We start from the raw sequence: 23,184 nt of genomic DNA on the forward strand, positions 1-23,184 counted from the left end.
GCATCTTTAAAAAAGATTGTCATTGCCCTAAGGTGTATTACAAAAGTTATCCTTCGCAGCGGAAATAACACTGCTCAGGCCCTTTCTTTTCTGATCCGGCAGCCTTGCCAGGGGCTGTATTTAAAATGTTACCAAGCTTTTAACACACGTTAACAAACCTTTGGGCTTTTCTACAGTCTGATAGCTTAGTTTTATATTATAATATCTAATTTTTTTTGATGAAAAGATACGTTCAGAGTGCAATATTTGTTGTGCTCCTATTTTGTGGTTATATCGCCCAGGCGCAGAATACTGGCTCGATAAGCGGTAAGGTAATTAACGCGAAAGATAAAAAGCCGGTTGATTTTGCAACAATAGCCATTAAGAGCTTAAACGATTCGAGTGTTGTGGCCTCCGGACAAACCAATCCTGACGGAAGCTTTAGTTTTAAAGCGATAGCTCCGGGGAAATATAGAATTTACTCCGCCTTTTTAGGTTTAAAAACAGCAACCAAAGATGTAGAGGTGGCTAAAGCCGCTGTAAATGCCGGCGATATTGCCATGAGTGATGACGGGGTTGATTTAAATACCGTTAACGTTACGGCAACCATTCCGATTGTGGTAAAAAAGGATACTATAGAGTTTGATGCCAAATCGATTAAAGTGCGTGAAAATGCTGTGGTAGAAGATCTGTTAAAGAAAGTGCCTGGGGTAGAAGTAGCCAAGGATGGTAGTGTAAAGGCCCAGGGCGAAACCATTACCAAAGTAAAGGTTGATGGGAAAGAGTTTTTTGGAAACGATCCTTTATTGGCCACGAAAAACCTTCCTGCCGACATGGTAGATAAGATCCAGGTTATCGACGAGCTTTCCGAGCAGGCGCAGTTTACCGGTATTGATGATGGAACGAGAAATAAAATCCTGAACATTACCACCAAAAGCGGCATGAAACATGGCTATTTTGGAAACAGTACAGCAGGATATGGTTCTAATGATCGTTATGATGCAAGTTTGAACGTCAATAAATTTGATGAGGATAGGCAGATCAGTTTCATTGGTCAGTTTAACAACGTAAACAAGCAAAATTTTGGCCAGGGTGGTGGTGTAGGTAATGGTTTTGGTGGTGGCGGCGGTGGTCGTGGTGGTGGTGGTTTCGGCGGTGGTGGAGGTGGTAGCTCCAGCGGAGGTGGTGGTATTACCAATACCAATGCAGCGGGTTTAAACTTTGCCGATACCTATAAAGATGGTACCCAGTTCCAGGCCAGCTATTTCTTTAACAAAGCATCATCCGAACTGATACAGAATTCACATACCCAAAATCTTTTAGGCACAGGCACAACCGATATCAATCAGGATTTAGATAATACAACAGATCGGATCAACCACCGTTTCAACTTTATGGTGGATACCAAAATCGATCCATCCTTATCGATCAAGATTCAGCCCAATGTAACCTATACCGAAACTGATGGTAACAGTATTACTAAGTATACCCGTAATTTTATCACTTCCTTAACCGACGGTTTACAGCGTAATACAACAACTGCGGCTACCCCGGCATTTAGTAATAATTTATTGGTCAGAAAAAGTTTCAAGCGCAGAGGCCGAACCCTTTCACTGAATGTGAATACCAGCATTAACGACAATGATGGCACCAACCTTAACTATCGGGATGAAACCATTACTACAGGTGCAGCAACGAGAGATTCGTTAACCAACCAGTTGAACAATACAACCAGCCACTCCATCAATAACACGACCAGGGTGGTGTATACCGAACCTTTAAATAAAACTTTAAGTGTGGAGTTTAATTATCAAAATGGTTACTCCAATAGCGATTCGCAAAGAGATGTATTTAATTACAATCCTTTAACCTTGCAATACGATCTTGTTGACAATACCTTTTCAAATATTTATAACAACCGTACCTTAACCAATGCGGCAGGGGTAAGTGTAACTACAACTGAGAAAAAGTACAACTGGAATATTGGTGTGGCGGCGCAACAAACCAATAGGGTAAATACCAATTTAACAACGGGCTTAAAACGTACCCAGAATTTTATCAATATTACCCCTTCTGCACAGTTCAGGTATAACTTTAGTAACCGCAAGCGTTTGTTCATCAACTACCGTGGGTCAACTACACAACCAAGTATCGATCAGATTCAACCTATCCCGGATAATACCAACTCTCAAACGATTTATGTGGGTAATCCGGCATTAAAACCTTCATTTAATAATCAATTGAGGATTAATTTCAATAATTTTAATATTGAAAATGGCAGGTTCTTCTTTGCAGGTTTAAATTTGACGCAAACCTTTAATAGCATTGGCAACAGTGTTGCTCAACTGCCTAGCGGCATCCAACAAGTGAGTTATGTTAACGTTGATGGTGTGTATGCAGGTAATGCAAATGCAACATGGTCTCTACCTTTAATGGCTGAGCGCAAGTTAACCCTTAATATTTCCGGGAACGGCGCCTATAACAGGAACGTAAACTACATTGTTCCTCAGGGTGGCACTACGTCGGTTAAAAATATCACCAATAGCTATACCATCTCCAATGGTTATAAATTGGTTACAAATGTTGATAAATTTGATTTAACAGGCGGTATAACCGGTAGCTATACCAATTCTACGTTTTCGGCCCAACAGTCGGCCAACACAGAGTTTTATACGATTAATCCAAGCTTCGATGTAAGTTATGTATTGCCAGCCAATATCAGGTTAGCCATCGACATCGATTATTTCAGGAATTTTGGTGGTGGCGAGCTGTATAATCAGGAATATACCATTCTTAATCCTTATATCAGCCGCCAGTTCTTTAAAAACAGAGGCACATTTAAGTTCTCTGTAAACGATGCACTTAACCAGAATACCGGAGTAAGCAGAACCGCTACAGGTACTTCTATTCAGGATGTAAATTATAATGTGTTGAAACGTTATTACATGTTATCGTTTACCTATTCTCTAACCCGTATCGGGGGAAGAACGATGAGTGGGGATATGCAGATGCCAGGCCAACGCGGAGGCGGTAATGGTGGTGGCGGCGGTCGTACGAGGATGTAATCTTTCCTTCTGAACGCATTGAAGAATCCTTGTTTTATGGAACGCTAAAATTGATTGTTCCTGGATAAGTATTTATTCCATACACGAAAGTCCCGGTTAAAACCGGGACTTTCGTGTTTTAGTTACTTTGGTTATAATTAAATGTACAACTGACATTTATGTATTTCAAATGTTACCTAACTAAAATAAACCTTTAGAAAGGCCGGTAGTCTCTATGATATAAACCCCACTAACCGAATGAAACGAATTTTTACGCTCTTATTTATTTTATCGTCTTTTTATGTTTACGCCCAGAAAACGGGTTCGGTAAGCGGCAGGGTAATCCAGTCGAAAGACAAAAAGCCTATCGACTATGCTTCCCTCGCAGTGAAAAACTTAACCGACTCCAGTATGGTTGGCGCTGTAAGTACCACAGAAGATGGAAAGTTCGTGATGAAAAACCTAAAGCCAGGCACCTACAGGTTATATGCTGCATTTTTGGGCTTAAAGAATACTACTAAAGATTTTACCATTACTGCCGATAAAGCAGATATCATCTTGCCTGATATTGTTTTAGAAGGCGGTGCAATCGATCTTCAGACTGTGGAGATCAAAGCGGAGGTACCACCAATTGTAGTGAAAAAAGACACACTGGAGTTTAACGCAAGTTCATTTAAGGTAGTAGAAAACGCGGTGGTGGAAGATCTGTTGAAAAAACTACCAGGAGTAGAGGTTGATAAAGCAGGGACGGTTAAAGCTCAGGGCGAAACCATTACCAAAGTTAAGGTCGATGGTAAAGAATTTTTTGGGAACGATCCCTTGTTGGCTACGAAAAACCTTCCTGCCGATATGATCGATAAAATCCAGATCATTGACGAACTTTCGGATCAGGCCCAGTTTACCGGCATTGATGATGGCTCAAGAACGAAAATCATTAATATCACCACCAGAAAAGATAAGAAAAACGGCTATTTCGGGAACAGTACAGGCGGTTATGGTTCTGACGACCGTTATGATGTGAATGCGAACATCAATCATTTTAATCAGGATAAACGTTTGAGCGTAATTGCCCAGTTTAATAATGTAAACAAGCAGAATTTTGGCGGTGGCCTGGGGGGAGGAAATGGTGGCGGTAATGGTGGCCGTGGTGGAATTACCGATACCAAAGCCGGTGGATTCAATTTTTCGGATGAATATGCCGATCAGACCGAGATCAGCATGAGCTATTTTGTGAATAAATCTGATAACCTGATCCTGAGAAATAGCGTAACCCAAAACTTATTGGGCGATGTAACCACCATTTTTAATAACAACCAGACCAATAGTTCGGATCGTTTAAACCACCGTTTAAACTTTATGGTTGATACCAAGATCGATTCGTTAACCTCACTTAGGATACAGCCAAACTTAAGTTATACCGATAACGAGAGTTTAAACAACAGCGATTATACCCGTGATTATAAAACCTATATGATTACAGGTACACAATCGTTGAGAAACCACAGTACAGCTCCATCCATCAGCAACAATATTTTATTGCGGAGAAAGTTTATGCGTAGGGGGAGAACGTTATCATTAAACTTTAATACCAACATCAACAACAGCGATGCTGATAATTACAACAGCAATCCTGAAATCCGGACAGAGGGTGGGGTTTCTACCAAAAAAACAACCGATCAGTTTAATGATCAGGAGAGCGAATCCATTAATCAGAATACACGATTGGTATATACCGAACCATTGGATAAGACCTTAAGTCTGGAATTTAATTACCAGAACAGTTATAACCACAATACATCCGACCGCTTCACCTATAATTTCAATCCTGTTACCTTGGCCTACGATTTATTGGATGAAACTTTCAGTAATGCTTACGAAAACACCATTATTACCAATTCTGCAGGTTTCAGCTTTAATAAAATGGCTAAAAAATACAACTGGAATATAGGGATGGCCGTACAGAATACCGATAGAACTAATAACAATATCAGCAAGGGATTTGTACTGAAGCAAAATGTGTTTAATTACACGCCTTCGGCCATGTTCAGGTATAATTTTAGCAATAGTAAACGTTTGGTGTTTAATTATAGGGGGAGCACCAATCAGCCAACCATACAGCAATTGCAGCCGATCAGGAACAATACCAATACCCAAAGTATCCCTGTTGGTAACCCGGATCTGAAACCAGAGTTTAACAATACGCTCCGTGTAGCCTACAATACCTTTACCGTGGGTAAGAACAGATCCTTGTTTGTGAATTTAAATCTGACCCAAACATCTAACCGGATTGCGAACAGCACCAGTTTGATCCAGAGTGGTGAGGATCAGGGGAAACTTGCCGTTACACCGGTAAATGTTAGCGGCGTTTATTCAGGGTCGATCTCATCTTCATTGAGTTTACCGATCATGGCAGAGAATAAACTGAATTTTCACATCAATGTGAGCGGTAATTATGATCGGGATGTAAACTTTACCAACTCCTTAAAAAATATAACCAATAGCTGGGCTATCACCAATGGTTACCGTTTGGTTTCTAATTTAGATAAACTCGATTTAACAGCAGGTGTAAGCGGTTCCATTAACCGGGCAACCTATTCTGTTCAGCCAAATTCTAATACGCGTTTTTACACCTTTAGTCCCAATATCAGTGTAAGCTATTTATTTCCAGGCAATATCCGTTGGGCCATCGATGCCGATTACAATCAGAATACGGGCAGAGGAGAGGCGTTTGATACGCATTTTACCTTAATAAACTCGTACATCAGCAAACAGTTTTTCAAAAACAGGGGAACTTTTAAGGCTGCGGTAAACGATTTATTAAACGAAAACCAAGGTGTGAGCCGTACCGCCAATAACAACACCATTCAGGATGTAAGCTACAATGTGCTGCAGCGTTATTTTATGTTTTCATTTACCTATTCCCTTAACCGCATGGGCGGTAAAAATAGGATCAGGGGAGGTGAAGAGGGCGGTAGAAACCGTAGTGGTAATGGTGGTGGTGGCTTTGGTGGCGGCAGACAGCGAAACTAGATCATTTTAAGGTAATCCTATGTAATTTATATCCTCATGCAGCTATCTTATTTGGAATAAATCTAAAGAAAGGTTAACTTGCGCCAAATTTAGCACATGAAGCTGTCGCACCTCAAAGTTGGAGAAAAAGGAACAATTGTAGCTTTTACAGATTTAGATATGTCTGTAAAGTTAATGGAGATGGGCTGTTTACCGGGCGAGATGGTGGAGGTCGAGCGCTTTGCTCCCCTGGGCGACCCGATGGCGATCCGTGTTGCTGGTTATCAGCTTTGTTTGCGTAAAAGCGAAGCTGATGTGATCATTATTCAATAAATAAGCTGGGTTTGGATATTAAAGTTGCGTTAGTTGGTAATCCCAATACAGGTAAATCTACTTTATTTAACCGTTTAACAGGGTTAAATCAAAAAATAGGAAATTTTCCAGGTATCACCGTTGATAAGAAAACAGGTTTTATGAAACTTGCCGGGGGTAAAGAAGCCGAGATTATCGATTTGCCTGGAACGTATAGCTTATATCCAAAAAGTACCGACGAAAGCATTGTTTTTCAGGTGCTGGCCGATAAAAATAACAACAGCCATCCTGATGTGATCGTGCTCATTGCTGATGCTTCCAATTTGAAGCGCAACATGCTTTTATATTCACAGGTTGCAGATTTGGGGATTCCCATGATCCTGGCCCTGAATATGATTGATCTTTCTACCAAACAGGGGATTGAGATTGATCTGGATAAGCTGGCCGAAAAACTGGGTATCCAGGTGGTTTCTATATCTGCAAGGAATAATATCGGGATTGATAAATTAAAACAGGCCATCGCCAATACGAATAAAATTGCCACACAATTTCAGGATGTAGATGTAAATTTTTTGGCTCCTTCGGCCATTAATGCCATCAAATCGAAACTGAACTCTGATAACGATTATTATGCCCTGCAGGTATTGCACCAGCATGAGCATTTAACTTTCTTTACCAAACAGGAGCAGGACGAAATTGAGGAAATAGAGCAATCACATCATTTCGAATCTTCAAAAATCCAGGCGGCCGAAACCATTGCGAGATACAAACACCTCAGTACCATCTTATCTGATGTGGTAGTTGATAGTGGTACTGAGAAGAAATTTTCTTTCAGCGATAAATTAGATGCTGTCCTAACCCATAAAATATGGGGATTTGCCATTTTCTTATTGATCCTCTTCGTTATTTTTAATGCCATATTTGCCTGGTCGTCCTATCCGATGGATTGGATTGAAACAGGTTTTGGTTTTATCACCAGCCTTGGTCACGAATATTTACCAGCTGGTATGCTTACCGATCTGGTATTGGATGGTGTAATTGCAGGTTTGGGTGGTATCTTTGTCTTTATTCCGCAAATCGCGATTTTATTCGCCTTTATATCCATTTTAGAAGATACAGGTTATATGGCCCGTGTTACCTTTATGATGGATAAAATCATGAGTAAGGTTGGCCTTAACGGAAAATCGGTAGTGCCGATGATCGGTGGTTTAGCCTGTGCAGTTCCTTCTATTATGGCGGCCAGAAATATCGAAAACTGGAAGGATAGAATGATTACCATCATGGTTACACCGTTGGTAAGCTGCTCGGCAAGACTTCCGGTATATATTCTAATTATTTCATTGATTATTCCTTCGAAAAATGTCCTGGGTATTTTTAACCTCCAGGGCCTGGCTTTGATGGTGATGTACTTAGTTGGTATTATAGCCGCGGTATTGGTGGCCTGGGTAATGAAATTTATTATCAAAACCAAAGAAAGATCTTATTTTATCATGGAGCTGCCGGTTTACCGCATGCCAAGGTGGAAAAATGTGTTCTACACCATGTACGAGAAATCGAAAACCTTTGTTTTAGAAGCGGGTAAAGTAATTATCGCCATTTCCATTATTCTTTGGGTAATGGCTTCATTTGGACCGGGAAAACGTTTTGAAAGTATTGATAAAAAATACGAATCTGCGCTGGCCGACACCACAAAAAATACCGACCACATTAAAACATTGGTAGCTACAGAAAAGTTAGAAAACTCTTATGTAGGTATTCTTGGTCATGCGATTGAGCCCGCCATCCGTCCACTCGGTTATGATTGGAAGATTGGTATTGGTTTAATTACCTCTTTTGCTGCCCGCGAAGCCTTTGTGGGTACCATGGCCACCATTTATAGTGTTGATGGTGGTGATGAAGATACCAGCACCATCAGGCAGAGGATGTCGGCCTCTAAAAACAGCCGTACAGGTTTACCTGTTTATAGCTTTGCTACAGGTATTTCACTGATGCTTTTTTATGCTTTTGCCATGCAATGCATGAGTACGGTAGCCATCGTTTACCGCGAAACCAAAGGCTGGAAATGGCCCGTTATCCAGTTGGCATACATGACAGCCATGGCTTACGTTGCAGCGCTTGTTGCCTATCAGTTGTTGAAATAGAATAGCTTCTCAACAGAATTTTTTTTAATGAAGTCATCCTGAGCGTAGCCGAAGGGCTTTCTCCACAAAATGATTGAGGTTAGAAGAGCAGTACCTGTACAATGGTCAGGGTTTGCTTCCGTTTTACTTCACCCGATAAATCGGGTTCGCGTTCACTCCAATCGGGTCTAGGTGGCCAGTAGCTGCCACTATTATTGGCTGGGTGCTGATCTGCGCGAGCCGATGCTCATAAACCCGGTAGCAGCGATAGCTCCCGATCCTTTACCGATAGATCAACACCAAATTTGCATCGGGACTATAGCGGATAACGGGACTGTTGTTCCCGAAGTAATACTGAGCGTTAATTTTCAAATAAACAAGGTTATATAATGCCCATTGCTATTTACCATATAAAGCATATCAGATCATTTAAGCTCAGCTGTTCCTCAAAAACAATTAGCTTAATTCTTTTTCCTTCGGTTTGATTGCACGGATTATGGCTTTCGCCTTTAGTCTTTCTGCTTTGATCTTTCTCCCCCTTATCCCAGCTCAATCTGGCGCTTAATACTCTCCTCTAGGGAGATTAATGTCTCCGTACGCTGGATTCCATTTACCGCCTGGATTTCTTCGTTTAACACATGGCGCAAGTGATTGGTATCTCTACAGATTATTTTGGCGAACATGCTATAAGAACCCGTGGTATAATGTAATTCTACCACTTCCTTAATTTTGCTCAGTTGGGCAACCGCATCTTTGTATTGGATTCCTTTTTCAAGGTAGATACCCAAAAAGGCGCATATATCATATCCAGCCTTCTGTGGATCAATGATTAAGTGCGAACCCTTTATAATCCCCATTTCCTGCAATTTCTTCATCCTTACATGTATTGTTCCGCCAGAAACAATCAGATCCTTAGCAATTTCTGTATAGGGCTTAGTGGCATCCTGCATCAATTGTTTTAATATATCGATGTCCAGGTTGTCAATTTCTAAATTGGAATTGTCTTTTTTAAGCATATTTTTGAATTATGATAAGCGAATTTACGAATATTTATCAATATTATAAAAATAAAATTAATTGTTTAAAATATTTGCAAGGTATTGGTTGATCCTTTACATTTGTATCAAGCAATTAACAAAAAGGAAACGTTCTTTCAAAATTGTTTAACATAATGTAGGGTGGTGAAACAGGCAGACACACCTCCTTGTCTCGGTGGCGGAGAATAATGGGAATATACCGGTTTCGGTACTAACCACTCCTTGAAGGTTCGATTCCTTCCCCTACAGCGACTTTAGTCCTAAGTCAAGAGTCAATAGTTTTTTAGACTTGCGACTGCAGACTTTGGACTAAGGACTATAATGTTGGGTGGTGAAATTGGCAGACACGCCTCCTTGTCTCGGTGGTGGGGAATAATGGGACAAACGCAGTTTATTGGGTTGACCACAAATTAATTTTTTGAACTGTAGCTAACTACCCCTTGAAGGTTCGACTCCTTCCCCAACAGCATTTTTTATGAATAATAAGTTAGTTAATTGAGCAATCCTGGATAGGTTGCTCTTTTTCTTTTTAGGGCTAGTTTTCAAAAAACGATTATATTTTTGTAGATATATTGTTATATTACCGCAATAATTAATATTATACCCGTGTAATGCCTGTGATGAAGAAACGTGTTTCCATAAAAGATATAGCTAAACAATTAAATATTTCCATTACTACCGTATCATTTGTAATCAATGGAAAGGCCAGAGAAAAAAATATTAGCGAATCGCTTACCAAAAAAGTTTTAGAACTTGTTGCAGAACTAAATTATCAGCCGAATGCCCTTGCCACGAGTTTAAGAACGGGCAAAACAAAAATTATAGGTTTCCTGGTAGATGATATTTCTGAGCCGTTTTTCTCGGGTATAGCCCGCCGAATTGATGAAATTGCTTCTAGCCTTGGCTACAAAATTCTATTTAGCAGCACGCGGAATGATACTGAAAAAGCTATAGAATTATTGCAGATTTTTAAAGACAGGCATGTTGACGGTTATATTATGGCCTTACCAGAGGGATTGGAAGAAGAGGTAAAAAAACTCATTCAAACTGATGCACCGGTAGTTTTGTTTGATAGATACGTGCAGGATGTAAAAACCGATTACGTCATTATCGATAACAAAAACAGCACTTTCGAAGCCACTGAACACCTGATTAACAATGGATATAAAAAAATTGGTTTTGTAACCATAGATACTGTTCAGCAGCAAATGGTAGACCGCTTGTCGGGTTACGAAACTGCTGTCGAAAAACATCATCTGCCGGCAATTGTGAAGAAAATCAACTATGTGAGTTCCTCGGCATCCATTCAGGAAATGACTAAGTTTTTTAAAGAAGAAAAACAGCTTGATGCCGTAATTTTTGCAGCCAACTATATCTGCTTGGATGGTTTAAGAACTTTCAGGAAATCAGGTGTTCGGATCCATAAAGATTTGGCAGTTGTTTCTTTCGATGATTTCGAAATTCTGGAATTCTGCGATCCGCCTGTTACCGCTATCGCACAGCCGCTTGAAGCCATTGCGGAAAACATTATGAAAATTTTATTGAACAAATTAAAAAAAGCGGGAAAACCTGTTGAAAATACACAGGTATCACTTCCAACACTATTAAACGTAAGGGCGTCGAGCCTGAAAAAATAATACCATAAAAAAGGGAATAGATTTAAATCCATTCCCTCCTCAAATTATATTTATAACAGCTTAAACTGTCATGATGTCTTTTTCTTTAGCCTCAGCATGTTTATCAACCTTAATGATATAAGCATCGGTCAATTTTTGTACTTCACCTTCGCCTGTTTTAATTTCATCATCAGAAACACCTTCACCTTTTAATTTTTGAATTTTGGTATTTGCATCTTTACGGATGTTTCGAACCGTAATGCGTCCTCTTTCTGCTTCCTCCTTAACCTTTTTTACCAGGTCTCTTCTACGTTCTTCTGTTAAAGGAGGAACCACTAAGCGGATTACGATACCATCGTTCTGTGGATTGATGCCGATGTTGGCTACCTGTATGGCCTTTTCGATCGGGCTTAAAAGCGATTTTTCCCAGGGTTGGATTACAATTGTTCTGGCATCAGGGGTATTAATGGCAGATACCTGTGATAATGCTGTTGATGCACCATAATAATCAACATAGATTCCATCCAACATTCCAGCTGATGCTTTACCAGCTCTGATTTTTGTTAATTCAGATTCACAATGATCGATAGCTCTATCCATTGCAGATTGAGCATCCAGTAATTGTAATTGTATGAGGTCGTTCATAATTGTGTGTATTTCTACAAAAATAATAATTTTTATTCCTTATTTAACAAGCGTTCCAATAGGTTCGCCATTAGCGATTTTCATGAAATTACCATGTTTGTTCATATCAAACACAATAATGGGTACCTGGTTTTCCTCACAAAGGGTGAAAGCCGTCATATCCATTACATTTAGGCCTTTGTCGTAAACTTCTCTGAATGAAATTTCGGAATATTTAGTCGCTAAAGGATCTTTTTCAGGATCTGCAGTATAAATTCCATCTACCCGTGTTCCTTTTAACACCACATCAGCTTTAATTTCGATAGCACGTAATGCTGCTGCAGAATCGGTTGTGAAATATGGATTTCCGGTTCCGGCACCAAAAATAACCACACGGCCTTTTTCTAAGTGACGCACTGCTCTTCTGCGGATAAACGGCTCACAGATTTGCTCCATTTTGATTGCAGTAAGCAAGCGTGTTTTAATACCCACTTTTTCTAAAGCATCTTGTAAGGCCATAGAATTGATTACAGTAGCCAACATACCCATATAATCGGCCTGTGCCCTGTCCATCCCACTTTTTTCGGCACTTAAGCCTCTAAAAATATTTCCTCCACCAATTACGATTGCGATTTCTAAACCTTTATCGTGTACAGCTTTGATATCTTCTGCATATTGCTTAACGCGTTCATTATCAATGCCGTATTGTTTGTCGCCCATTAGCGATTCTCCGCTAAGCTTAAGTAGGATGCGTTTGTATTTCATGACCTCAAAAATATTAACAATTTTTTAATACCTGGCTATGCTTTTTAACAATTGATGTAAATATTTAAATAGAAATACTGATTTTAAGAAAAAGGAGCAATACCCTAAAATATTGCTCCTATTCTTATATCATTTTATTGCGCTCTGGCGAGCCATAATACCAGTATAACTTAGTTAAAAATGTAACGGACACCAAATTGTGCCTGCCAGCGTGAAATCTGATCAGTAATGTTTTTATAGGTGGTGGTGTATGGTGTTAAATTGGCCTTATCCTGGTATGGAAAAGAATATGTCGCTTTCCCTGAAACCGGATCTAAACCCTTATACGCTAACAATACCGCCGTGTTATAAGTAGATAAAGGGATATTTGGTGTTTGATATAGGCCCCAGTCGCTATTTAACATGTTGCCCAAGTTGATGATATCCAAAGTAAACTGAAGCGTATTTCTTTTTCCTTTAGGACCAACAAAGAAATCCTGTGCAATGTGTAAGTCGGCTCTTTTAAAGTACGACATGATCGCGCCATTCCTTTTGGCAAATTCACCTCTGTGTTTGCTTAGGTAACTGTCCTGGCTGATGTAAGCATTTAACTGATTCCAGATCTGTGCTGAAGTGCGCGTATCGCCAACAAAATCTGGTACCAAGGTAATGTCACCTTGATTTTGCGGGATGTAAAGCAGGTCGTTTGCGCCGCCATCGTTATTGATATCGCCAGATGAAACATAACTGAATGCACCATTATTGGCTGACTCGAAAATTAAACCGATTGTAGTTGCGGCATGTTTAAAATATTCTCTTTTATAACTCAATGAAGCAATAACCCTGTTCGGCTGAATAAAATTCGTGTTCGCTAAAACATCTGAATTTGCATCGCCTGCAATGGCTCTCTGCGACCAGATTGAGCTTGCTGTAGAACCACCATCATTAACCGATCGCGACTGGCTGTAAGTATAGGCTGCGCTAGCGTTAAATCCGTTTAAAAATGATTTTTGTAATTGACCTGTAATGAAATAAGAATAACCTTTTTTGGTATTCTGCATATAAATAAACGGCGATATCGACGGATTTGCCGCTGTTGTACCCGTCTGTGTAGATTTTACGGTATAGCGTTGTTGTCCTTCAATGCCCGGGATTGTAATCAAACCTGTAGCATTGTTAGGCAATGCTGCATTCGAGAAATTTACAGCATTGATATCTTTGGTAAATGAGGCCTCTATGGTTGCAATGATACCCATTGGTAGTTTCTGGTCAACCGCAACATTAGTTCTCCAGATTTGAGGGTATTTGAAATCTTTTGATGTGGCATCTACCTCGTATGAAGTATTGGCATTAACCGTGCCTGGTGCCGGGCGGTTGGCATTTACATTCGGGTTGAAAATCAGGCGCGGATCTCCAGTTGTTGAAACGGTAGCTGAACTGAATAATGTTCCGGTATTTGAAGCCTGGTTGGATATCCAAACATAAGGGACCTGGCCGGTAAAGATTCCGGTTCCACCGCGCAATTGTGTGGTTTTATCACCAAAAACGTCATAATTGAAACCTATTCGCGGCGAGAATAATAATTTTTTGTTCGGGAATTTAGAAATATCTACCTGTAAACCGTTTTGGAAAGTTAATGCTGCCAGGTTGGGGTTAGGATCTAATTTGGTAGGGAAATAGGTATAATCTGCCCGTATGCCATAGGTTAACTTGAAATTATCGCTAACCTGATACTTGTCCTGTGCATATAAACTCAAGTTGTAAGACGACATTTTCGCGAATGGGAAAGCACCATCCGACAGGGCAGAATTGCGGTAAGAATAACTTACAGCAGGTGCATTGTTCATAAAATCGTCGGCCGTTCTGAAATAATACAGGCCATTGTAGTTTGGTGCAAAACCATTCAAAAATTTATTTAGCTGGTTGCTGGTTCCAATAGTGATTTCGTGTTTACCGGCATAGATGGAAAAATCATCAGAAAACTGGTAGATATCTGAGTTTAATATATTGTTTGCGGTAAAAACCTCGTAGCCGAAACTGGTTAAAATACCACCGTTTCCATTGCCGATATCAACCATTGGCAATTCAGCACCGTTTGAAGCTCTGAAATCTCTCAAGGCAGAATAGCCAAGTGTTAATTTGTTCGACATACTGTTGCCAATCCTGGTATTTAACTCTACGATGCCAATATTAAAGTTGTTGTTGATGGTATAACTCGATCCAAAGTAAGGCATGGAGGTTGAAGAAGGCGAACGGCTACCATTTAAGCCTGCAGGGATACCCGATCCGCTGGCCACCACCTGCCTGTTCGATTTTAAATAAAAATACTTCGCGCTTAGAGTATTGTTGGCATTAATGTTCCAATCGATTTTCGCGGTTATTTTATCACTTTTCGTTTCGTATGGATAATTCTCGTATGGACCTGTAGCGTAATTGTACTTGCTCATCAAATAGTTTGATAGTTTATCCAAGGTTGCCGCATCTGCAGCCGAAACATTGGCTCCTGATAAACCTGGTCTTGAAGCTACAAAAGAGGTAGCAGGTGTACTGATCCGCTCTTGTTCACCTGAAACAAAGAAAAACAATTTGTCTTTTATGATCGGTCCGCCAATATTTAAACCACGTTGGTTGTACTTAAAGTCGACAACTGGTATTTTGGTAACTCCGGCTGAGTAGCCTGTTAAATCGGTACCTCTGGTGTAATAATAAGCCGAACCCTTAAAGTCATTTGTTCCCGATTTTACAATGGTATTGATACCCGCTCCTGTAAAAGATCCCTGGCGTACATCATATGGCGCAATATCTACCTGGATCTGCTCTATCGCATCCAGTGATATTGGTTGAGAGTTGGCCTGTCCGCCTAAACTACCAGATAATCCGAACGAGTTGTTAAACAAAGCACCATCAACCGTTAGGTTGTTATAAGAACCGCTTCTGCCGCCAAAACTTAAACCGCCGACTGTTGTCGAATTTGCTGATGGGGTTAATTTGGTAAAATCGGATAATGAACGGCTTATGGTTGGCAAATTATCGATCTGCTGTCGGGTAATGGTTTCCCTGGCTCCGGTTCTGGATGAGTTGATCACTTTATCCTGGGTTCCCTTTACCACAACATCGGCTAAGTTTTGTGATGTTTCGGTTAATGAAGCATCAACCCTTAGGTCTTCTCCGATAGTGGTGCTCAGATTTTCTTTCACCAGTTCATTGTAGCCGATATAGCTTATTTTAACAGTATATGGACCACCTACACGGACGTTAGGAAGGTTGTACCGGCCATCGGCCCTGGTAATTGTTGCGTATTTTGTACCTGAGGGAATGTGCACGGCAGTAACTGTCGCACCGGGTATTACCCCTTTCTGGTCTTTAACCGTACCAATAAATGATGCGGTTGTAACGCCTTGCGCAAAACCACTAATGGTTATTGCCAGCATAAATGAGAATAATAGTAGTAGTTTTTTCATTAGTTTATGTTTTTTTGTTAGTGATAAAGCAATTATAATTTATTGTCGCCTCATGGTACTTAAAATTATGATGTTTTATTCACATTTTCACAAAAATACACGCGCTTAATGCTGCTAATGTTCTATTTATATTAATTAATTGTTAAACGCTTGCCCTGTTCAGGAAATAATAACTTTAAATCTTTCGATTTGCCTGAAATTAATTGTGTTTTTACTTTTTCGGCGGTTTTCTGTGGGGGTTTGGTGTGGGTTACAATAAAAGATATCTTTTTAAAAGCTTTTTCATTGGTTAAACTTTCGAGTTTGGCTAATTCACGATAAAAAAGCTTTGGTGTAAGGTGTCCGAATAATTGTTGATCAGGCTGCTCATTAGGGAAAGAAACCTCCAAAAAAATTGCCTTTAGCTGTCCTGCATTAATAATCGGTGCTATGGTATGCCATAACCTGGCAAGTTTATCTGATTTTTCAATTTCATCTGCTCCGGTATCGCCCAGATACAAAACATAGCTTTCGTGATGGCTGACTAAAAATGCCGTACTTTTATATGGATTGCCATGGCTTAGTTCAAACGCCCTCACTTTCATTTCTGTTCCCTCAAGCGGATAAGGAATGCCTTCTGTGAGTGGGGTATAAGTATATTTTTTTAATTGTGGTTTTTCGCCCTCATTGGCAAAGTTGGCCCATGCATCCCAGGTAAAGTATTTATCCCTTAAGATATTCATCACAGAATGCAGGCCGTAAATATTTTTTGTAGTATCTGCCGGTGAGTTGATAATCAGGCCTGCTACATGATCTAAGTGTGCATGTGAGATCAGATATCCCTTAATCTGTTTACGCTGAATTTCTTCACTTATTCCTTTTAACGATTTGTGATCAATTGCCTTTTGAATACCTGCGTTTATGGTGCCGGCGTCTAAACAGATATATTTTTCGCTACCTTTTGGGGCAATCATGTATGAAGATAAATTACTCTCATCATCGCCGCCTTTAACTCCAAGGGGAATAACTGTAAAAGAAGTATTTTTTTCTTGTGCCCAACCATTAATGGTGAAAACTGAAATGCAAATCAACGCGGGGAAGATTTTTTTGAACATATCTATACGTATTATATCGTTTCGCCTTTGAAGATTACTTCTTTTAAATTCAGTTCATCATCAATAACCAATAAGTTTGCTTTATGGCCAATTTCAATGCTTGCAGTAAGATTTTCGATCCCAATTAATTTAGCCGGATATTGTGTGCCCATTTTGATCGCCTCATTCAAATTAATGTCGCAATGTGATACACAGTTTTTAACAGCTTCTAACATGGTGAGCGACGAACCGGAAAGCGTGCCATCGGGCATTACATATTTATTTCCCTTCTCAACATGCTGATACGGCCCGGTAGAACAGGCGGTAACTGCATCAGTAATGAGAAATAAACGCTCTTTTAAGAGTTTCTGTGCAAATTTAACCACCTCGAAGTCTAAATGTTGACCATCAGCAATAATGCTTGCCATCGCTTTATCGTGACTGAAAACGGCAGTAGGAATACCCGGTTCACGGTGATGGATTGGGCTCATGGCATTAAATAGGTGGGTTGTCGTTTGAATGCCTTTATTATAAGCAGCTGTGGCCTCATCAAAAGTTGCATTGCTGTGCCCCAATGAAACAACTACTCCGTTGTTCAACAAATATTCAATCACTTCATCATCCTGAAGCTCGGGTGCAATGGTCATCATTTTAATTACGCCATCTCCAAAATCGATCAGTTTTTTAATTTCATCTAAAGAAGCTTTTCGTACAAATGCCGGCACATGTGCCCCTAAGCGTTTTGGGTTTAAAAACGGCCCTTCTAAATGTAAGCCCAGGCAATTTTTAGCTGTTGAGCGATGTTCTTTTGCGGCTTTGATACAATCATTAAAAACCTCTGGAGAATTTGTTGCCATGCAGGCCAAAAATCCTGTAGTCCCTTTTTTTAGCAGATCGTTTTCCATGATAGTTAATGATTCGACAGTCGGATCAGCTGAGAAGAGCCTTTCTCCGGCCCCATAAATCTGTAGGTCAATAAATCCGGGAATTAGTAAAGAATGACTGATTTCTTGACTATCTGAATCTTTAATAGTTGAAATGGTATCACTTTCAATTAAGATGTCTCGGTTCTTTTTCAGATCGTTATCCTGAAAATAGGATATATTGGTAATTACTTTAGGCATATCAAACGTTTGAGTAAATTTAAGCTTACACGGTCAAAGTTAAATATTGTCGCTATATATTTGGTACTAAGATAAATCTTAACCAAATGAATGAAAATCAGCCAAGTAGAAGAAGTTTTTTAAAGGCCGGCCTAGCCTTAAGTGCGGCAACACTGGTAGCGCCATCGGCAGCAATAGCCGAAGTAACCGATAAGGAAGATGCATTTAAGATCACGGTTGGTCCATATTTGCAGACCAATTTTAATGACTCGATGACCGTGCTTTGGCTGACCAATAAAAATGCTGCTGGCTGGGTGGAGTTTGGTGAGCAGGCCGATCAATTAAACCAAAAAGCTTATGGGAAGGCCGAATTGGGTTTGATGCAGGCCAATAGTAAACTGAATGCTGTAACACTTTCGAATCTAAAACCTGGGATAAAATATTATTATAAAATCGTTTCTAAAGAGATTAAGGATTTTCGGCCTTATAAATTAACCTATGGGGAAACGGTAAGCAGTGCGGTTGAAGAATTTGTGAATGCAGATTTTGCTAAGGAAGAGATTTCATTTTTAATGTTGAATGATACACACGATCGCCCGGAATCAATCCCTCATTTGCTGGGTTTGGTTCCTGAAAAAAAACAGGATTTTATCTTCTTTAACGGTGACATATTCGATTACCAAACAGATGAAACGCAGATTATTGATCACATGCTTCAGCCTTGTGTAGAAAATTTTGCTAAGAAAACACCTTTTATTTACGTAAGGGGTAACCACGAAACGCGTGGTAAATTTGCACGCGAATTTCCGCAGTATTATATGCATGTTGGCCATGCCGCTTTTACTTTAGGGCCGGTTCGTTTTGTAATTTTAGATACTGGTGAAGATAAAGAAGATGCACATCCGGTTTATGCGGGCATTGTAAATTTCGATGAGTACAGGAGGCAGCAGGCAGAATGGTTTAAATCAGAAATCAATTCCAAAGCATTTAAAAAGGCGCCTTTCCGGATCGTCATGATGCATATTCCGCCGCGTTTTTCGGGAGATGCCCACGGACCAAAACATTGTACCGAATTGTTCGAACCTTTATTAAACCAGGGAAAAGTAGATCTGGTATTAAGCGGCCATACCCATAAATATATGGTACATCAGCCTGATAAGAACTTAAATCATTATCCATTGATTATTGGGGGTGGGCCAAAAGATGGCATAAGAACGATCACTAAAATAATAGCAGATAAAAATAAAGTAATAGTGAGTATGCTTGATGATTCGGGAAAGGAAGTAGGGGCCTATACTGCACTTAGGAAGTAGAAGGAGACCAAGTTTTTAAAACTTGACCTCCTCGGCTAAAGTAAAGACATAAAAAAAGCCCCAATTTTTCTTGGAGCTTTTTAAAATATGTTTTTAGTGCTTATGCACCTAATTGTACACGTTTGAAAGCAGATACTGTTAATCCTTTAGAAGTATTATCTAAGTATTTACGAACATCCATTGAACCGTCTTTAACAAACTCTTGGTTTAATAAAGTACTGTCTTTGTAGAATTTGTTCAATTTACCAGCAGCGATTTTCTCAACCATTTCTTCTGGTTTGCCTTCAGCACGGATTACATCTTTCGCAATTTCAATTTCACGTTGAATCGTAGCAGGATCAACACCTTCTTTATCAACAGCAACCGGGTTCATTGCAGCAATTTGCATCGCAACATCTTTACCAGCTTCAGTAATATCTACGCCATTAACTCCTTCAAATACCACTAAAACACCCATTTTACCATTAGAATGGATATATGAAACGATTTTCTCACCAGAGATATTTGCGTACTCCTGAATAACGATTTTCTCTCCGATTTTACCTGTTAATTCAGTGATGGTTTCGGCAACTGTACGTCCGTCTTCTAAAGTAATTGCTGATAATTCTTCAGCTGAAGCAGGATTGTTGGCAACTGCAGCAGCTAAAACGGCCTGAGCCAGGTTACGGAAATCTTCAACTTTAGAAACTGGTTCAGTTTCGCAAGCTAAAGCCACTAATTTACCATTTGTGCCATCGGCTGAAACAGCGATTGATACCAGACCTTCAGAAGTAGCATTACCAGAACGAGCGGCAGATACTTTTTGACCTTTTTTGCGCAATAAATCAACTGCTGCTTCGAAATCGCCATTAGCTTCAACTAAAGCTTTTTTGCAATCCATCATACCAGCGCCAGTTTGTTGGCGTAGTTTATTTACATCTGCGGCAGTAATTTGTACTGTAGACATTTTATTTCCTTTTTTAAAGTTTACAATCTTGTTATAACAATTACAGGTTACAAGTTACAAGCGCCAAGTTAAACTTATGTTAAGCCAACTTAAAACCTGAAACCAGTAACCTGCAATTAAAAAATATTACTATTCTTCTGTTTTAGTTTCTTCTGATGAAGGCGCTTCAACTTCTGCTTCGGCAGTTACCTTTTTAGTAGTTGGTCTTTTCTCGCCAGCTGCTCTAGGTTCTTTTGCTTCAGGAGCATCAGCTGCAACTTTCGCTGCTACTGCTTCTTTTTCAGCTTCATCATCTTTTTCGCGTTTACGCTCATCTAAACCTTCTTCAATAGCTTTGATAATTACATCAGTAATTAAAGAAATTGATTTTGTAGCATCATCATTCGCTGGGATAGGGAAATCAATGTTAGAAGGATCAGAGTTTGTATCAACCATCGCAAAAGTTGGGATGTTTAATTTTAACGCTTCAGTTACTGCGATGTGCTCTTTCTTAACATCAATTAAGAATAAAGCTGCAGGTAAACGGTTTAAATCAGCGATACCACCTAAAAGTGATTCTAATTTAATACGCTCACGTTGAATCATTAAACGCTCTTTTTTAGATAAAATCGCATAAGTACCGTCTTTAGTCATTTTATCGATGTTAGACATCTTTTTGATTGACTTGCGAACAGTAGCGAAGTTGGTTAACATACCACCTAACCAACGTTCGGTTACGAAAGGCATATTTACTTTTTTAGCTTGTTCAGCTACGATTCCTTTAGCTTGTTTCTTAGTAGAAACGAATAATACTTTACGTCCTGATTTTACGATTTGTTTAATCGCAGCCGCAGCTTCTTCAGTTTTGGTTAAAGTTTTATTTAAATCTATAATGTGAATTCCATTACGCTCCATGAAAATGTAAGGAGCCATTTTTGGATTCCATTTACGGGTAAGGTGACCAAAGTGTACACCTGCATCCAATAAGTCTTGATAAGTTGTTCTTGCCATTGTCTTTGCCTCCTGTGATTAACGTTTACTGAATTGGAATTTCTTACGAGCTTTAGCACGTCCTGGTTTCTTACGCTCAACCATACGCATATCACGCGTCATTAGGCCTTTAGCACGTAATGCAGGTTTTTTCTCCGCATCTAGTTCAACAATCGCTTTAGCAATAGCTAAACGAACAGCTTCTGCTTGTCCTTTTACTCCACCGCCTTGAACATTTACAGTGATATCATAACGGCCAACCAGTTCAGAAACCTCTAAACTTTGGTTTACGATATATTGTAAAGGTAAAGTAGGGAAATATACTTTGTGATCTTTACCGTTAACGGTAATTGCGCCAGCACCATCTTTTAAGTAGATACGTGCAACAGCTGTTTTTCTTCTTCCTGAAGTGTTAGTAACTGACATTTCTTAAAGTTTAATGGTTTTTGGAGATTGAGCTGCATGAGGGTGAGTTTCACCTGCATACACAAAAAGATTGGTGTAAAGTTTTTTACCCAATTTAGTTTTCGGTAACATACCACGTACCGCTTTCTCGATTACACGTTGAGGGTGTTTCGCCATTAACTCCTTAGGAGAAATAAAACGTTGACCACCTGGATAACCAGTATAAGAAACATATTGCTTTTCGCTGAATTTGTTTCCTGTCAATTTAACCTTGTCTGCATTGATAACAATTACGTTATCGCCGCAATCTACGTGTGGGGTGTACTCAGGCTTGTTTTTACCACGGATGATCATAGCGATCTTCGATGACAAGCGCCCCAAAATCTCGCCTTGCGCATCAACAACAATCCACTGTTTGTTAACAGTTTTCGCATTGGCCGAGACAGTTTTGTAACTTAACGTATTCACTTGCTTGTATTTAATTTATTAAACAATTTATTATTCCCATTAAATTTGGGACTGCAAAGATAGATAGAATACTTTTATTATCAAATAGTTGGAGCGAAAATTTTTCATGATATTGTTTTTTTGTGATCCTCGTGCTGAATTTATTTCACCTCTAAACTTTTGGTGTTGATTTTAAACTGTCTGTAAAACAGAAGCTGTATTTCTTCGGTTGGCTTCAATCTGGCTTAATACTTAATCTTTTAAATGCTGCTGTACAAAGCATCTGTTCATCGGTTGCAGATTCTTCGAGCCTCAGCCTGGCATTGTGAACGGAGCCAATTTATTAAAAGGATATCGCTACAATCCCCTTTTTTAAAATCGGACGAGTAAAATTATTAACAGTTAGAGGTAAAGAGCACAAATACTTAAATGCAGGTTCACAGATCATCTGGCTTATAGCCCATTCTCTTTCTTGGCGTATTTTGCTTCTCGATTAATCTATCCAGGTAAGCAAAAACCAGTTCGATGTTTTTATCCTGGTTATTTACTTTTTGTTTGATGGTTTCGATTTCGAGCTTGAGTTCGCCGCTATCAATAATAAATTGACGGATACGGGAGAAAACCCTAACAATCTGAATATTTACCTGAATGGCTTGTTTGCTGTGTAATACACTAGAAAGCATAAGCACGCCGTGTTCGGTAAAAACATTTGGTAAATAGGTCCTTCCGCCTCTTCCTTTTTTTGAGGTCGCAAATTGCGACCTCAAAGATTCCCATTCTTCGCTAGTGAGTTGGAACATGAAATCTTCGGGAAACCTATCAGAGTTTCTGCCCACTTGCTCATTGAGCCGTTTGGTTTCTACGCCATAAAGCTCGGCCAGATCGCTATCGAGCATCACCTTAAGGCCTCTTAGCTCGTAAATTTTATTAATTAAAGTATTGTCAGGGATGATAGGAAGCGCTTCTTTAGCTGTCATATCAT

General features: G+C 39.6%; 17 protein-coding genes and 1 tRNA gene. 7 read left to right on the forward strand and 11 right to left on the reverse strand.

The window, feature by feature from the left end:
• Positions 1–218: 218 nt before the first annotated feature.
• The 4 genes from AC04Q1_RS09890 (at position 219) to feoB (ending at position 8,485) form a co-directional block, all read left to right on the forward strand.
• A complete protein-coding gene (locus AC04Q1_RS09890; protein WP_478364152.1) occupies positions 219–3,044 on the forward strand; it encodes an outer membrane beta-barrel family protein in 2,826 nt (941 codons plus the stop codon).
• Between the two features lie 237 nt (positions 3,045–3,281).
• Entirely contained in the window at positions 3,282–6,053 is a 2,772-nt protein-coding gene (locus AC04Q1_RS09895; RefSeq protein WP_478364154.1) for an outer membrane beta-barrel protein, read from the forward strand.
• Between the two features lie 96 nt (positions 6,054–6,149).
• Complete coding sequence (locus tag AC04Q1_RS09900; protein ID WP_439461297.1) at positions 6,150–6,365, forward strand: FeoA family protein; 216 nt, start codon at positions 6,150–6,152, stop codon at positions 6,363–6,365.
• Positions 6,366–6,370: 5 nt separating this feature from the next.
• Complete coding sequence (gene feoB, locus AC04Q1_RS09905) at positions 6,371–8,485, forward strand: ferrous iron transport protein B (protein ID WP_478364647.1); 2,115 nt, start codon at positions 6,371–6,373, stop codon at positions 8,483–8,485.
• 518 nt (positions 8,486–9,003) lie between these two features.
• Here the strand turns inward: feoB and AC04Q1_RS09910 are convergent.
• Positions 9,004–9,480 carry an Lrp/AsnC ligand binding domain-containing protein gene (locus tag AC04Q1_RS09910; RefSeq protein WP_056848148.1) on the reverse strand — a complete coding sequence of 159 codons (477 nt, stop codon included), beginning with the start codon at positions 9,478–9,480 and terminating at the stop codon, positions 9,004–9,006.
• Between the two features lie 343 nt (positions 9,481–9,823).
• Between AC04Q1_RS09910 and AC04Q1_RS09915 the strand changes: the two genes are divergently transcribed.
• Both AC04Q1_RS09915 and AC04Q1_RS09920 read left to right on the forward strand, forming a co-directional pair.
• Positions 9,824–9,968 (forward strand) — tRNA-Asp (locus AC04Q1_RS09915).
• Between the two features lie 153 nt (positions 9,969–10,121).
• Positions 10,122–11,138, forward strand: a complete 1,017-nt coding sequence (locus AC04Q1_RS09920; RefSeq protein WP_478364158.1) for a LacI family DNA-binding transcriptional regulator — start codon at positions 10,122–10,124, stop codon at positions 11,136–11,138.
• 60 nt (positions 11,139–11,198) lie between these two features.
• On the opposite strand, the gene frr is transcribed toward AC04Q1_RS09920, so the two are convergent.
• From frr to nagA, 5 genes are all read right to left on the reverse strand, one after another.
• Positions 11,199–11,762, reverse strand: a complete 564-nt coding sequence (frr, locus tag AC04Q1_RS09925; RefSeq protein WP_478364160.1) for a ribosome recycling factor — start codon at positions 11,760–11,762, stop codon at positions 11,199–11,201.
• Between the two features lie 39 nt (positions 11,763–11,801).
• Positions 11,802–12,506 carry a UMP kinase gene (pyrH, locus tag AC04Q1_RS09930; RefSeq protein ID WP_478364162.1) on the reverse strand — a complete coding sequence of 235 codons (705 nt, stop codon included), beginning with the start codon at positions 12,504–12,506 and terminating at the stop codon, positions 11,802–11,804.
• A gap of 170 nt (positions 12,507–12,676) precedes the next feature.
• Positions 12,677–15,946 (reverse strand): TonB-dependent receptor, encoded by a 3,270-nt coding sequence (locus AC04Q1_RS09935; protein WP_478364164.1) that lies wholly within the window; start codon positions 15,944–15,946, stop codon positions 12,677–12,679.
• Positions 15,947–16,077: 131 nt separating this feature from the next.
• Entirely contained in the window at positions 16,078–17,040 is a 963-nt protein-coding gene (locus AC04Q1_RS09940; protein WP_478364166.1) for an MBL fold metallo-hydrolase, read from the reverse strand.
• An 11-nt stretch (positions 17,041–17,051) separates the two neighbouring features.
• Positions 17,052–18,143 carry an N-acetylglucosamine-6-phosphate deacetylase gene (gene nagA / locus AC04Q1_RS09945; protein ID WP_478364168.1) on the reverse strand — a complete coding sequence of 364 codons (1,092 nt, stop codon included), beginning with the start codon at positions 18,141–18,143 and terminating at the stop codon, positions 17,052–17,054.
• An 86-nt stretch (positions 18,144–18,229) separates the two neighbouring features.
• Here nagA and AC04Q1_RS09950 point away from each other — a divergent pair, with 86 nt between their 5' ends.
• Positions 18,230–19,435, forward strand: coding sequence for a metallophosphoesterase (locus AC04Q1_RS09950; RefSeq protein WP_478364170.1), 1,206 nt, complete (start codon positions 18,230–18,232; stop codon positions 19,433–19,435).
• 100 nt (positions 19,436–19,535) lie between these two features.
• On the opposite strand, the gene tsf is transcribed toward AC04Q1_RS09950, so the two are convergent.
• The 5 genes from tsf to AC04Q1_RS09975 all read right to left on the reverse strand — a co-directional run bounded on the left by tsf (position 19,536) and on the right by AC04Q1_RS09975 (position 23,179).
• On the reverse strand, positions 19,536–20,381 hold the full coding sequence (gene tsf / locus AC04Q1_RS09955; protein WP_478364172.1) for a translation elongation factor Ts: 846 nt from the start codon (positions 20,379–20,381) through the stop codon (positions 19,536–19,538).
• Between the two features lie 129 nt (positions 20,382–20,510).
• Positions 20,511–21,371 carry a 30S ribosomal protein S2 gene (gene rpsB / locus AC04Q1_RS09960; protein ID WP_316846049.1) on the reverse strand — a complete coding sequence of 287 codons (861 nt, stop codon included), beginning with the start codon at positions 21,369–21,371 and terminating at the stop codon, positions 20,511–20,513.
• Positions 21,372–21,389: 18 nt separating this feature from the next.
• Positions 21,390–21,776: a 30S ribosomal protein S9 gene (gene rpsI / locus AC04Q1_RS09965; RefSeq protein ID WP_029279076.1), complete on the reverse strand. Its 387-nt coding sequence runs from the start codon at positions 21,774–21,776 to the stop codon at positions 21,390–21,392.
• A gap of 3 nt (positions 21,777–21,779) precedes the next feature.
• Complete coding sequence (gene rplM, locus AC04Q1_RS09970) at positions 21,780–22,223, reverse strand: 50S ribosomal protein L13 (RefSeq protein WP_010602007.1); 444 nt, start codon at positions 22,221–22,223, stop codon at positions 21,780–21,782.
• A gap of 416 nt (positions 22,224–22,639) precedes the next feature.
• Positions 22,640–23,179 carry an ORF6N domain-containing protein gene (locus tag AC04Q1_RS09975; RefSeq protein WP_478364175.1) on the reverse strand — a complete coding sequence of 180 codons (540 nt, stop codon included), beginning with the start codon at positions 23,177–23,179 and terminating at the stop codon, positions 22,640–22,642.
• Positions 23,180–23,184 lie beyond the last annotated feature (5 nt).

The organism is Pedobacter humicola, from assembly GCF_056490705.1.